Here is a 13,594-nt window from a genome sequence, read left to right as displayed (position 1 = left end):
GTATCGGTTTTAAGTGATTGGGAGGAATATGTTTTGATAAATAAAAAATAAAACTATTGCCGCAAGTCATAACTTACTCATAAACTCTCAAAATAAATAGAGGTTAAAAGGAGTGTGATAAATTGTCATTTTATGAATTCGCCAAACAAAAAGGGATTGCTGCTTATTTTCAAACTTATGTTATTAACGAATGGGATCTTCCGGAAATCGGACGAATGGAAATAATCAGTCCGCATGGTTTCCGCGATTCCATTTATTTGATAGATAAAAGCGAATTAGTAATAAGTCTTGAAAATAAATCTGGCCCTAAAACTACTAATAGGTTTTTGGGACAAATTAGCAATAATGAGGATTTGTATTGGTTCCTGTTTCTCTGTATTTTCAATGACATTATGGGCGAGCAATATTATCCCTCTAAATATAAAAGAACATTTAACCGTTTTCTGATAGAACAAAAAGATAAGGATTACCTGATTGAATTGCTAAATGCAATAATAGAATACTTTGATTGTAAAGGTTTGTGGCATCATGCAGTAAAACAATATACCCCAACGGGATTTTCTCAAAATATCTTTTTTGATAAAGAAACAGCAATTAATAGCTTAGTGCCGCAGTACTGTTATGGCCTGCGGAATTTAACAGTAATACTTACAACATTATGGGCAGCTCGTTACGATATTGGTACATAGTTAAAGAACCGGGAGTAATATGGACAGATTATAATGATGCATGGTATGAAACCATTAAAAACTCAATCAAAATGAGATGTACTCATAAGGACTTAAAGCTTTATCCCCTGGGGTTGCGATTAGCAACATAAGAGCGGCAAAAACGTGGTGCAAAATTGACTGATTTTTATCTTGCAGCAAAGGAGGGGTTGCATGGCCAATACCAGACAGATCGCAAAATATCAAACAAATAAATATCTGTTAGAAATATTAGATAATCTTCAAATAGCCGAACCAGAAAATGCTTCTAATATTCATGGCAAGTTTTCAAAAATTAAATTACTGGCTTTGGATTATTCGCAAGGGACAGGAGATAAGACAGTAACCGCAGATATAAATTTAAACCCTGCTACTGCCAAATATTTAGCTGAGATCATTTTAAATGGGACGTTACAACAAACAGCTCTTATTAAATCCGAAGTGAAGTTCAATGCTTTATCTGAACAAAAAATACTATCTCATAAGTTAGATGATCAAGACATGGCCCGAGTGACTATTTTTTCGGTTGATTTTGATGGAACCCGCAGGTATTGCTGGCAAGTAACTGTTGAAAACGGTATTGGCAAACCTCAAAAACAATCTACAGGCGGGATTTCCCTGCAAAAAGGTTCTTATATTAAACAGAAACAAGTTAATGTTTTTATGTCTGATATGGATTTTAAAAAACTATTAATCACTACAAGAGATTATATTCAGGCATGGGAGATTGTGCATCTGCGAGGGTTATTAGAAAAGAGGGGTGTGTATGAAGAAGCAACAACCACTGCTGCTAGTTAATAATCCAACCAGTATAATTTCCACAGATTGCATTGAACTGTACTTTGGCTATACCCATCCTTCTGCTAACCAGTATATGCGATGGCATTGGGCAAAACGCAAAGAAGCAGTAGATGAATGGCATTGGTTAGTGAAGGTCGCATTAAAAGGCCAAAAAATAATTTTTAAAAAACCCGTGATAAGCAGCGATTATTATTTTACAGATAACCGGGAAAGAGACAGAGGAAATTTTGTTCCTAAATTCACTATAGATGCTTTAGTTAAAGAAGGGGTTATTCCTGGCGATTCCTGCAAATCAATAGTAGAGGAAATGCCCAATATACATTTAAAACAACAATACAAAGGCTTAAAAATCACGATCAAAGAAGCCGTATAGCAAAGAGAGGGATACTTATTAATAGATATATAATTAATACAGACGGAGCCTGTGTAGGCAACCCTGGCCCAATAGGAATTGGCGGGATTATTAAATTTAATGATCAGTATATAACCATTTGTGAAAATATGGGCTATGGCACCAATAATGAAGCTGAGTATTTGGCCATAATTAAGGCAATCGAAACGGTTTTAGATCTTCCCCCCGGTTCGGTTTTAATACAATCTGATTCGCAGTTAGTAGTCAATCAGGTTAATGGGATATATAGGATAAAACAGCAATATCTAGCAGAACTGTGCAATAGGGTGCATACATTAATAGAAAAGTACCCAGGAACCATAGAACTTAAATGGGTATCACGAAATCAAAACAGTGAAGCCGATGCCCTTGCTAGTAAGGCAGCAGGAACACCGCAGGCAGTTATAAAAAACAACAAGGTAGTAACATGGGAAAGTAATTATATTCCTGACTCAGAAGCATTGAGAATGTTGCCTGGTTTGTTAGGTTCATGTGCTGACGGTATCCGGAAATTAGTTAGCATGAAAGAAAACGCAAAGTTTAAAAACTTCAAAGACCTCCGTATTGGTGGTATAGACCAATACAGTCACGCAAAAGTTGAGTTTTTAATACAGTGCGCTGCAGTTCGGTTTGGGGATCATGCAGTTGATTGGTTGAAAGAAGCCGTAGAAAGCTTTGATACCGAGTATGGCAAAAAGGCTTTGAGGTGGGTTGCTCGCGGTCTTCCACCCGATATGGCTTTAAAAAAAGTTGCAGTGGATATGGAGGTCAAAGCCAACTCTACAAAAAAACAAGCTAGTTAAGGGCATACTATAATTATTAAGGAAGGAATTGTTTACTGTGAAAGACTATATTGCATATTTAAGAAATGACAATAAAAGCCCTAAAACCATACAAGCCTATATACAGGTAATCAAGGAATTTCAAAACTGGTATACAACAACTACGGGAATGGAGTTTGTTTCTGATAACATCACCCCATTAGATGTGAATGATTATTTGAGTTGGGTAAAGACCAATCAGAAACAATCTCACCAAACAGTAAACAAGAAAATATTTGCCTTGAAAAGCTATTTTAATTATTTGGTGTGTGAAAACATTATAGTTATTAACCCAACGGCAAAGGCAAGGGCCAGAAAAATATCTAAATTGCAATTGTCTCCCCGTTGGCTCACCAGACGAGAGCAGGCTAGATTAATTCATTGTATTGGGAAGAACGGCAATGACACTAAAAAACTAAGAGATATTGCCATAGCACAATGTATGCTGCAGGCCGGCTTTAGAGTTTTTGAAGTTGCAGCCTGGATGTACGGGATGTAGATTTTAAACGCGATATTATTACAATACAAGAAGGCAAAGGCAGAAAAATGGCTATTTTGCCGATGAATAAAGACCTTAGAAAAGCACTGGCAGCATATTTGGAAGTACGTAATAGTAATAACGAAGAAGCCTTCTTTTTATCTAAAAGGGGAACTCGTCTTACAGACCGAGGGATACAATTTCAATTTAGAAACTATTTTGATCAGATTAGCCTTCCAGATAAAACTATTCATTCTTTGCGCCATTCGTTCACAAAAAACCTTTTGGACGCAGGGACGGAATTAACGGTTGTAGCAGAATTATCAAGGCATGAAAGCCTTGAAACTACGCGAACATATCTTACGCCAGGCGAAAAAGATCTACGCTATGCAGTAGATAGGATAAGCACTGAAACAGAGTTTATATAACGATTGACGATTTCCCGAGCCTAAAACCAGGGGCTTTACGGCGCTATTTGGTATAAAGTTGAACTGTACACAGAACTCCCTGACATAATCAGGGAGTTTTTTATGTTTAAAATCAAGGAGGCATAGTTTTGAATAATTTTATAAAGAACGCAATAAAAAAGAAGATATTCAAGCTGCTATTACCTTTTTTGCCTATAATACTGGTTATATTACTGGTATGTCTTATTATTCTTACTATATATGGAGCAACTTTTTCTGGAAGTCCCGTAGCTGGTGGGGATACTGACATGAATAACACTATTGATACTTCCGATAAACAGGTTATCGAAAAGTATAAGAATTTTGCCAATAACTGGAATATATGGGATACCTGGTTGGTTATGGGTGATAGCAACCCAGATATAAATCCCTTTCTCGATAAATACAGAATTAACACTGAACATATTAAGAAAAATATTTGGCTAGACATTGAACAAATCCAAAAACACAATGAAGAAACTCAAGAATTAGAAGATATTTATAATGTTCACAGTCTTATAGATCGTGATGGGAAGGATAAGGAATTAGTAAATAATTGGGGTAGCATTCAATCATATATTTCATGGTGGATGTATCAACACAGCGAAACCATTTACGAAATACCCGATGAACTTTTTGAAGAGTTTATTAAAGAGATGCACCCTAAGTTCAAATATCGAACATCTGTACGCACAGTTTGTTCTATGACGAAAGACGGATGTAAATGTTCGAGTATAACTGAATATTTGCTTACTGAAGCAGATACTATGCGCGGCCATTTTAAATATGAATATGAATGGTATACCGAACCGGCTACCGAAAGCGATCCTTGTCCAGATACTTATGAGGTGTTAAAAAATACGATAGATATATCCCCTAATAATAATCGGTGGGAAAAACTTGAGCAGTGGTTAGTAGAACATTATGAAATTCCTCAAGAAGATGCACAAGATATTCGCCTATCATATATAAACGCCGAAACAGCTTTTAAAGAGCAAACAGAAGTAATTGAATGGATGTTACAAAGCGATCCCTTTATTATGCCTGATTCAATTCCTCTTGGTTCAATACCTTTCAACATACAGGAGTTATGTAAACAGGCCAGCGAAAAGTTTGGTATTCCTGCTGAACTTCTTATGGCTATAGCGCAAAAAGAGACCGGCGGAACATTTAACCCAACGGCATATAATACGAATTCTGGTGCTACAGGATTAATGCAGTTTATGCCTAGTACCTGGGAGGTCAATAAAGTAGATGGTGATGGTGATGGCGTTTGTAATATATACAGTCCGGCCGATGCCATTTTTTCAGCTGCTAACTATTTAAAAAATTTATCTGGGCGCAATTTAGATTTAAAAGAAGACAAAGACTGGATAATTAAAATATTATCTCAATATGGCGGCAATCCATTAACAGAAGCCGCGAAAAACTATGCAACAGCCGTTTATGCCACAGCAACCAATTTTTTACAATCGGACATCATAGGAATTAGCGGATATGTATTTCCCCTTCAAGGATTAAGTGTTAATAATATAAACAGCAAATATGAAATGAGATTCCACCCCACATTAAAAATATGGAGATTTCACACTGGAGTAGATATTCCTGCAAAATCAGGAACTTTGATTTATGCTGTTTGTGGTGGCCGGGTATATAGTGCAGGGTGGTTAGGTGGAGGCGCAATACCATACAAATTATAGGTCAAGACCAACTAATGCATATGTATTGCCATCTTTCCAGTATAAAAGTTAAGGCAAATCAGGATATAACAGCCGGGCAAGTTATAGGATTAGTTGGCAGTACCGGAGAATCTACAGGCCCGCATTTACATTATGAGATTCGCAGGTATCCGTATAGCGCAAGTGATTATATGAACCCTGAACCATTATTAGTATCAGCACAACAGCATTAAAAAATATTGATATATTAGTATTTTTTTATCCAAATAGTTGACTTATTATATAGGGAGTTTTATACTTATATAAGCAAAAAGATTATAAATTTCAGTATAAAAATAATAAAATATTTCCCCTGATGTTCTAATAAATGGCAAAAAACAAGGGGTGGTTTACAAAAAATTAGACTTTTTTTGTGTTGCTATCCCTATGCCCTTCGGTAAGTGGAGGGCTTTTATTATATGGATTATAAACAGGGAATGACTATCTGGTTTATAGCCCAGAGGTACGCGCGTACCTTTTATTTATTTTTTGGGGGTAATTGTTTTGCTAAAAATGATCCTTGCTACAGGTGAAGAAAAAATAGATGAATTTGTTAAAGCCAATGTATTTAATTATGAATTCCAAGCGGTTCCTTTTAAAAAACCTTTGATTATTAAGGCCCAGGAATATAAGCCCGACCTTATAGTTTTGTCTGCTATCTTGCCTGGCGAAGAAGATATTAGAGATATAATCTTTGAAGTTCAAAAAGCCTGTAATTGCAGGATAATTCTTTTAGGAGGAAATGCAACTCCTAAAAATGATCTTATTATCGATGCTTTTTTTCTAGGAGTCAGGGATTTTCTATTCGATCCGATAAATCCTGCACTGTTTTTGGATAAGATAAATCATCCGACTTCGTATAGTCAGGCTACGGCAGAATTTAACCGGGTTCCTCCGAAATCGCCCAAATTAATTGAAAAGATGTTATTCTTAAACAAAAGAAATCTTATACAACAACCTCAGTCAGAAATATCCAATGAAGCTAAACAGCTAATAGCCGGGATATTAAGTGTCCTGGGGCAAGCTCCGGGACGCACTCTTGAAGAATCATTAATGCGTATTGAAGAAAACATCAGTATATTGTTGCGAAAACAATAAAGGAGATGTTTTAAATCAAAAAGCTATTTATATTTATCATAAATCTGGCTTTATTGTGTTTAGGCTTACTTTTTATAGGATATGTGTTATTGCCTGGAGTGTGCAAAGTGTTTGAAATAATTCATTTAGGGCTAAGCACAGTGTTAGATTTTATCTATCAGAGATCATGGTTGTTATTTGTAATAATTGTTGCTGGGGTTTTGTGGTATTTTATGAAAGCTTCAGAACCTCCAAAACAGAATGAGCAACATTTGACAATGAAACAATCGGTTAAAGAACCCTCATGTGATATTGGAAATCAAATAGTAAATAATGATCCTCATGCTTTTGACCGTCTTATTGGGCTTGAGAAGGCCAAGCGAGAAGTACAGGATTTTTTCGACATAATGAAAACCTATGCTACTAATCCGAAATTGGCAAATAAATATGAATTGAAGCCGCCTAAAGGATTATTATTATACGGGCCACCGGGTAATGGTAAAACAAGTTTTGCCAGGGCATGTGCTCAATTTTATGGTTTTTCGTTTATTCCGGTAAAAGGGTCAGCATTATTAGCAGGTGATGGAGCTGTAGGAGTACCTCAACAAAGAATAAAAACTTTGTTTAAAGAGGCAAGGTTACGTCAGCCATGTATCGTGTTTTTTGATGAAATCGATGCTATTGCCCAGGTGCGTTCCGGTAGATCGATAAATTCCCCTTCAGATATAATTTTAGATTCATTGTTAAACGAAATAGACGGATTTAATCCCTTGGAAGGGGTTTTTATTATGGCTGCTACAAATCGTAAAGATATATTAGATCCAGCGATAATACGACCAGGCAGATTAGAAAAACATATAGAGATTGGCAATCCAGAATTTAATGATCGTGTTGCTATATTAAAAGCGCATATAGGTAAAAAACCAATCGAAAACGATATTGATTTTTACAAATTAGCGAGCTGGACGGAAGGCAAAAGCGGGGCATTTTTAGAGACTGTTGTTAATATTGCCAACACAAATGCTTTTCGTGAAAGACGCAGCATTACTCAAACTGATTTGGAAAATGCGGTTATAGAATTGGAAACAGTTCAAAATAAATTTTAATTCACCGAATTTCGCGATAAAGACTATGGCTAGGAAATTATCAAGTGGAGGAGAATATATGAATAAGTCAGAACTTATTGCTTGTATTGCCGAAAAAACATCCTACGATCAAATTCTGGTCAAAAACAATATTGATGTATTTTTGGATATTATTCAGCAGGAATTAAGCAAAGGCGGCAAAGTACAAATTACGGGCTTTGGTACTTTTGAATCACGGCAGCGTAAGCCCAAAAAAGGCCGAAACCCTCAAACTGGAGGAGAGCTTATTATCCCATTTCGGATAGTACCTTTTTTTAGACCGAGCAAAGAATTCAAAGAAAAAATAAATTAAATTTTAACCCCCCATATTATGGGGTTTTTTTATATAGTCTGCGTGTATAGCAACAATATTGAAAGAAGGTGGAAGTTATGACTTGTGTGGCTTTAGAAGTTACTGAAAAGAGATATGCTGTTACTAATCACGCTATTAAGCAGTACAAAGAAAAATTTAGGAAATATGATTTAACTGACAATGAAGCATTAAAAGCTTTGTTAATGATAGCCAAACGCGGAAGTGTAGTAACGACACGTCCTGGCGATTGCTGGGAAATTCGATATAATGGTATGTCTGTGGTAGCGACCTTGGATAATGACACCATACTGGTCATTACTTTTTTAGGTGATAAAAACTATCGTCATTGGGTTAGAAAAACAGAAATATATCCAAGATATATGCGCTATAAAGGGGGCAGGGGCGCATGAGACCTGAAACACATTTAACGGCAGGTCTACTGGTAGGTACGGCAACAGGATTAGCTGTTGGCCATCCCTATATAGGAATGGCTGCTGGAGCAATTGGGGGAATATTGCCTGACATCGATCATCCGGGCACCATTCTATATTATATAATTGGGCATCGCACTTTAACCCATAAGGTTGAATTTGTATTAGCTGCAAGTATTTTATTATTTATGGTCGGAACTATATTTAATATGCCTTTGGCTATTGGTTTATCATTTATGGGGGGCAGTTTGAGCCATTTACTATTAGATGCCCCAACAAGAAGCGGAGTTACGCCATTTTTATTATTTCCTTTACATTTAAGCGGTCCGATAAAATCCAGGAGCATAATAATTAATGCTTCTTTAACAGTATTTTTTGCATATTGTACTGGAAAAATCCTGGGGGTGCTGTGATGTTTATAATGTTGATTACTGAAAACGAAAGCATAAATAAGACATTATCTCAAATAGCCCAAGTAGTATTTATAAAAGACGTGCAACGTGCTTTGGTTATTCTTGAAACCGATGAATTCGATGAAGTGGTTGTGTCCGAACCCTTTAATACAGATTCTCAGCTATTACAAGTGCTTGAAGAAAGAAAAATTAGATATGTTGTTTTGAACAAACCAGAAGATCTAAAACAATATGCTTTTCATCTTAAAACCAAAGAAATAAATACGGACAAAAGCTCTGAATTAAAATCCCCAATAAAAGAACCAGAAAAAAGCTACTCCCAAGAACCAGTTTTATTAGTAACAACTAATCGCAATACTATTGATTTTCTGCAAGAATTCAATATTACTGTTGCGACCACCCCTTATTCAGCAGCACAACAAGTACAAAACAAATCATTTCGCGCAGTTATATGGGACTTACCTGTAGAACCAATTACGGTAAATACACTTATGTGTATATGGGAGCGGGATTTACGGACAAAAGATGAACTGGATTTTGTACTGACAAATGGAAAATTGCAAGTGACAGTACCTATATCCAACACAAATAAAACTTCGCTAATTACTGTTTCTAAACAGGAAATAGCTAAAGAACAAGCAATAATTTCAGAAATTAATACAACTCCCATTGAACAGGAGTTGAAAAACATTCAAAAAATCAAGGAGCATTTAGACGAATCCGCTAATTCGAAAAACACTAAAATTAATTGGAATTTGTTTAAGAAAATTTCTTTTCAAAAGAAATCTAAAAACAATTTTCCTGTTCCTGTTGTTCAAAAAATAAAACCTAAAAATTCACAGAAAGGGTTTATGATATTTGTCAAATCTGGGATTATCGTAAATAATCAGTTTGTCAAAATAAAATTCAATGATCCCAGAGAAATAATTGTTGACTATGATGCTTTGGTTATCCCGGCTAACAAAGGAATAGGTTTTGTGAAAAAGTTCCGCAGACAGAATCCCTTGAAACCAATAGTGGTTATCAAAGGCAACAAAGCCTTTTTGAAAGCAGGAGCGGATAAATGTGTTTCCAAAATAACACCTGACGTAATAGACGAAGTATATATTTTAATTTCTCGTATTCAGGAACTATGGTCTAAAGCCGAAACAGATCCCTTAACCGGGTTATATACTCGCGGTTTTTTAAGCGAATGGATGAAAGAAAGCGAGCAAAGAAATAGATACTATTCTGCTGTGATCCTGGATATAGACAAATTTAAAGGCGTAAACGACACTTACGGACATACAGCCGGGGATGCGGTTCTGGCAGCTTTGGGCAGTTTTTTAAAAGAAGAAACAAGAACTGCGGATTTAGCAGCCAGGTACGGCGGCGAAGAATTTGTAGTTTGTCTTCCTGACACTACAGCCAACGAAGCGCATTTTTTAATAGACCGCTTGCGTCAAAAATGGTCGCAGCGTTCTATTATTATTCCGGATGGGCGTAGTATAAAGACTACGTTCTCAGCAGGCGTAGCAGAATGGTATCCTGGCTGTGATATTATCGGCCTGGCGGATAAAATGCTTTATCAGGCCAAAGAAACCGGCAGGAACAGGGTATGTGTTGAAGCCAAACCTAATGTTTTGTTAATGGGTGTTGTGGGGTCTGATATAAGAGTAAATATAGTAAACGATCCCAAAGAAGCGACATTTGTTATCACCAATGCAAAAAATATTAAATTAGTACCCCAGAGCCTTCCTATATATTGCATAGGAACAGGTTCAGTAGCCGATTGGTCTGTTAAACAAACTTGTCCTAATGCCGTTATGTGTTCATCATTTGAAGATGCAGTAACCAAGATAGTTTCCCCGAAAACCGAAAGTTTTTTCCTGGGAGACAAAACAAAACTTACGGTTCTTCCTGGAGCCAGGGGAAGCAACAAAGGGATAACTTTGCCATATCATGGTGCATTATATGTAGTATGTCCGTCAAGGCCCGCGCAAGCAGGAGAAATATGCGCCAGGCTAATTGAACAGAGTATGGCGCTGGTCTGCGCTACTCCTGAGAGTATGGCTGCGCTGTCTCTTGGGGTATCTAAAGACACTTTAATAGAAAGCGATTGGCGGATTCCCGGTTCAAAGGCCCCTATAAAACATGACAATATTATGATATGGGCAGTAGATCCGTACAAGTATCTTAATATACCAGCCAATGTTCATTCTCTGGTAGATCAGATTAAAAGCAGGTTTTCCCTAGTGCTGGTGGATTGTGGGGGCAGTTTAGATGTATGTTCAAGAATTGCCAAAGACGAAGGAGTGTTGGTGTTGGCCCGAGAGGGAGATAAATCAGATGAAACCACTCAGTATTGGTTGCAGAATTATGGCGGGCAGAATGTTGCAGTATTCACTCCTACAGAAATACCAAATATATTGTCAGCTGAAAACGGATTTGTTTTAAGCAAAATGGCCATAGCAGCGCAGAAATAAAAGCCTTGTCTTAAAGGCCCCTGTTTTAAGCCAGGGGCTTTTTTGTGGTTATTGAGAGTGTTTATACTTTGTAGGGTCTTCTAGTTTATGAAATCTTGAGAGGAAGGAAAATTATGATAAATAATTTGAATTGTCCTTCGTGCGGACAAAAACTAAAAATACAACCTAATTCATGGGTATGTTCATGGATATGTTCAAATTGCGGGTTGCAAATAAATAAAAAAATATCCGGCAAAACAATAACCCCTGAAATTATATCTCAACTATGCAAGGACAAGCGCACTGCAATCATGTCTGGATTTATCAGTAAAAACCAAAAACCCTTTTCGGCTGCGCTGGTAGTTCAGGGCAACAGGATAGTATTTGAATTTCCCGACCATATAAATTCAAACAGCACCGAAAATAACAAACAAGTCGTCATAAGAGTTGAGTCACCATCATCCGGGGTTGCAGGGATATATATAACCGGGCCAGTTAACTTTCAATGTACGGCTAATTTTGGGCTTATTCCGACCAGATTAGCTGAATGTATGGGAGTTATATCTGCCGGCAGATATTTGCTATATAATCAATATAACAAGCGTCTGGTCATTAAGGCCAACAATAGAGATTTTGTAGAGTATGCGCTGCGTGAAGTGATTCCTGCCAGAAAAGAGGCCAGATATTTGATTGAGTATATGTGGCAAGTTCTAGGTAGGTTTGAAGCCTGGGAAATAAAATACGAACATCAAAAAAGAAGCTCATTAAGAGGCGGTGTAGTTCAGAGTACATTTCCAAGGGGATTATTTCCCTGGTTAAAGGTTGATATATTTCCAGAAGGAAAAAATATACGAGTCCAGTTGCCAGACGATCCCTCATTAATTGCAAATTTTCGTGCATCGATAAGGACAGCACAAGGAGAGGGATGTATATATACCGTACCATCTGGAGCAGAAAAGGTTGTCCGGGCATGGGCAGCAACAGTAAAAGGGCAACAGTGAATAGTTAAATAATATGACGGGAGTAGTGTATGCAAAATATTCTACAATATTGGACAAAAATAGAATATTGTATACCATATGATGTTCTTCGGAGACAAAGACAAACCTATAAACCAAGAGGATTACGACCTCTGCGAGAGATGCCGTAATCAGATATTTAAACTGCTGAGGGAGGGATAATGCGCTACAAACTATTCTTCAAACCGTTTAGCGCAGGAAGGAGGATAATAAGCCTCGACATTGAGGCAGAAACCCCGAAGAAAGCTGAAATTAAATTGAAGCGCCGCTATCCAAAATCTGAATTGGTAGCGGTGTTTTACGTTAAGGAGGGAAAAAATTAATGGAAATCAAAGTAAGCGGTGAAACCGAAATCACCATCATGCAGGGCGATAAAGTGGTTGCCACATTCAAAGGGCAGGTGGTGCCAAAGGTTGAAATACCCAAGAAGAAACCAAAGTACCAAATTGGTGATAAAGTTATCCCAGTGAGTAAAAGCGTTCCGGGCTGGGAAATCGAAAATTACTCTTGCAAACACAAGTATTTATTCGTTAATGGAATTGAAAAAGAGAAAAGCTGCGAGTGCGGCAAAACGGTTTATAAATGTTGGCATGATAAAGACGATATTGCAATGGGTGATTACTTCCTCGAATCCGACCTGCGCCCGTATGTTGAACCGCCCAAATTCAAGTTTTCCGTTGGCAATAAAGTCCGGGCAATCGCGGCATCCGAAGGCAATGGTTGGGGTAGAATAAAAAAAGGCGACATAGGTATAATCACCCACACGCCAGATATGTACCCCTATGAAAATCGTTCTTACCACGGCAAAGATAGATACCTTGCCGACTTCCCTTCACAAAATGGATGGGCGGGCAAAGAGGAATGTTTTGAACTCGTTGTTGACGAACCGACCCCCGAACCCAAGCCCGCGTTTAAGGTTGGGGATAGGGTGAGAGTGAAGGAGGAATATCCATTCTTAGGAACCATCAAGGGGAAAAGCGGAATCATCATGTATGCAAATGGCGAATGGTGGGGCGTGAACTTTAACGACAAAATCAAGGGTTGCCATAATTTAGACGGAAGATGTGAGGGTGGATTCGGTTATTACATTCTGCCGAAATACCTTGAACTTCTCCCCATCAACCACTGCCCGGAGAACAAGACGGAAGTAGATGGTCCCTTGACTTTTGTTTTTAACGGTCCTGCCACGGTTTGCTATATTGCTTTTGCCGGACAGAAATTCAAGGGTGTTGCTAAATGCGCGCCTGATGATACTTGGAGTGAGGAAATTGGCAGGAAGTTGGCAATCATCCGAGCAATGCGGAAAATCTGCGATGCTGGCGAAAAGGACTAGTTCATAACCCTTGATCCGCTTGCCTTGCTCAATCATTACGATCTCGCCAAAATCCACCTGGGCTTCACCGGATGGATA

16 protein-coding genes are annotated in these 13,594 nt (G+C 37.6%); all 16 read left to right on the top strand.

The genetic code is table 11. The features are described from left to right. The first annotated feature begins 122 nt into the window (after positions 1–122). A complete protein-coding gene (locus JCM14374_RS12455; protein WP_054698015.1) occupies positions 123–689 on the top strand; it encodes a hypothetical protein in 567 nt (188 codons plus the stop codon). A 192-nt stretch (positions 690–881) separates the two neighbouring features. Then, on the top strand, positions 882–1,505 hold the full coding sequence (locus JCM14374_RS12450; RefSeq protein WP_054698011.1) for a hypothetical protein: 624 nt from the start codon (positions 882–884) through the stop codon (positions 1,503–1,505). Then, positions 1,474–1,881: a hypothetical protein gene (locus JCM14374_RS12445; RefSeq protein WP_054698009.1), complete on the top strand. Its 408-nt coding sequence runs from the start codon at positions 1,474–1,476 to the stop codon at positions 1,879–1,881. Before JCM14374_RS12450 ends, JCM14374_RS12445 begins: the two co-directional genes overlap by 32 nt. After that, complete coding sequence (locus JCM14374_RS12440) at positions 1,794–2,702, top strand: ribonuclease HI family protein (protein WP_083454095.1); 909 nt, start codon at positions 1,794–1,796, stop codon at positions 2,700–2,702. The genes JCM14374_RS12445 and JCM14374_RS12440 overlap by 88 nt, the downstream gene beginning before the upstream one ends. 37 nt (positions 2,703–2,739) lie before the next feature. Next, positions 2,740–3,219, top strand: coding sequence for a tyrosine-type recombinase/integrase (locus JCM14374_RS12435; protein ID WP_054698004.1), 480 nt, complete (start codon positions 2,740–2,742; stop codon positions 3,217–3,219). Next, positions 3,201–3,626 (top strand): tyrosine-type recombinase/integrase, encoded by a 426-nt coding sequence (locus tag JCM14374_RS12430; protein ID WP_083454093.1) that lies wholly within the window; start codon positions 3,201–3,203, stop codon positions 3,624–3,626. The genes JCM14374_RS12435 and JCM14374_RS12430 overlap by 19 nt, the downstream gene beginning before the upstream one ends. Before the next feature lie 128 nt (positions 3,627–3,754). Further along, positions 3,755–5,344: a lytic murein transglycosylase gene (locus tag JCM14374_RS12425; RefSeq protein ID WP_054697999.1), complete on the top strand. Its 1,590-nt coding sequence runs from the start codon at positions 3,755–3,757 to the stop codon at positions 5,342–5,344. A 14-nt stretch (positions 5,345–5,358) separates the two neighbouring features. Next, a complete protein-coding gene (locus tag JCM14374_RS13215; protein WP_083454092.1) occupies positions 5,359–5,556 on the top strand; it encodes a M23 family metallopeptidase in 198 nt (65 codons plus the stop codon). A gap of 310 nt (positions 5,557–5,866) precedes the next feature. After that, positions 5,867–6,460 carry a response regulator gene (locus JCM14374_RS12420; RefSeq protein ID WP_054697995.1) on the top strand — a complete coding sequence of 198 codons (594 nt, stop codon included), beginning with the start codon at positions 5,867–5,869 and terminating at the stop codon, positions 6,458–6,460. Positions 6,461–6,567: 107 nt separating this feature from the next. After that, positions 6,568–7,545, top strand: coding sequence for an ATP-binding protein (locus JCM14374_RS12415; protein WP_054697992.1), 978 nt, complete (start codon positions 6,568–6,570; stop codon positions 7,543–7,545). A 58-nt stretch (positions 7,546–7,603) separates the two neighbouring features. After that, complete coding sequence (locus JCM14374_RS12410; RefSeq protein ID WP_054697989.1) at positions 7,604–7,876, top strand: HU family DNA-binding protein; 273 nt, start codon at positions 7,604–7,606, stop codon at positions 7,874–7,876. A gap of 86 nt (positions 7,877–7,962) precedes the next feature. Further along, positions 7,963–8,286 carry a hypothetical protein gene (locus tag JCM14374_RS12405; RefSeq protein WP_157049117.1) on the top strand — a complete coding sequence of 108 codons (324 nt, stop codon included), beginning with the start codon at positions 7,963–7,965 and terminating at the stop codon, positions 8,284–8,286. Further along, complete coding sequence (locus JCM14374_RS12400) at positions 8,283–8,720, top strand: metal-dependent hydrolase (RefSeq protein ID WP_054697983.1); 438 nt, start codon at positions 8,283–8,285, stop codon at positions 8,718–8,720. Before JCM14374_RS12405 ends, JCM14374_RS12400 begins: the two co-directional genes overlap by 4 nt. Beyond that, positions 8,720–11,185, top strand: a complete 2,466-nt coding sequence (locus JCM14374_RS12395; protein WP_054697981.1) for a GGDEF domain-containing protein — start codon at positions 8,720–8,722, stop codon at positions 11,183–11,185. Before JCM14374_RS12400 ends, JCM14374_RS12395 begins: the two co-directional genes overlap by 1 nt. A gap of 113 nt (positions 11,186–11,298) precedes the next feature. Then, positions 11,299–12,165: a topoisomerase C-terminal repeat-containing protein gene (locus tag JCM14374_RS12390; protein ID WP_054697978.1), complete on the top strand. Its 867-nt coding sequence runs from the start codon at positions 11,299–11,301 to the stop codon at positions 12,163–12,165. Between the two features lie 340 nt (positions 12,166–12,505). After that, positions 12,506–13,516: a hypothetical protein gene (locus JCM14374_RS12385; protein WP_054697975.1), complete on the top strand. Its 1,011-nt coding sequence runs from the start codon at positions 12,506–12,508 to the stop codon at positions 13,514–13,516. Positions 13,517–13,594: the final 78 nt, after the last annotated feature.

This window comes from Syntrophomonas palmitatica JCM 14374, from assembly GCF_001311885.1.
Classification (GTDB): domain Bacteria; phylum Bacillota; class Syntrophomonadia; order Syntrophomonadales; family Syntrophomonadaceae; genus Syntrophomonas_A; species Syntrophomonas_A palmitatica.
Note: the sequence above shows the minus strand (reverse complement) of the source record. Positions and strands in the feature narration are given on the sequence as shown.

Bases quoted from the DNA above. Each gene is read 5' to 3' on its own strand.
- JCM14374_RS12395 (WP_054697981.1), top strand. From the start codon at position 8,720: ATGTTTATAATGTTGATTACTGAAAACGAAAGCATAAATAAGACATTA.
- JCM14374_RS12445 (WP_054698009.1), top strand. From the start codon at position 1,474: ATGAAGAAGCAACAACCACTGCTGCTAGTTAATAATCCAACCAGTATA.
- JCM14374_RS12410 (WP_054697989.1), top strand. From the start codon at position 7,604: ATGAATAAGTCAGAACTTATTGCTTGTATTGCCGAAAAAACATCCTAC.
- JCM14374_RS12390 (WP_054697978.1), top strand. From the start codon at position 11,299: ATGATAAATAATTTGAATTGTCCTTCGTGCGGACAAAAACTAAAAATA.
- JCM14374_RS12450 (WP_054698011.1), top strand. From the start codon at position 882: ATGGCCAATACCAGACAGATCGCAAAATATCAAACAAATAAATATCTG.
- JCM14374_RS13215 (WP_083454092.1), top strand. From the start codon at position 5,359: ATGCATATGTATTGCCATCTTTCCAGTATAAAAGTTAAGGCAAATCAG.
- JCM14374_RS12385 (WP_054697975.1), top strand. From the start codon at position 12,506: ATGGAAATCAAAGTAAGCGGTGAAACCGAAATCACCATCATGCAGGGC.
- JCM14374_RS12400 (WP_054697983.1), top strand. From the start codon at position 8,283: ATGAGACCTGAAACACATTTAACGGCAGGTCTACTGGTAGGTACGGCA.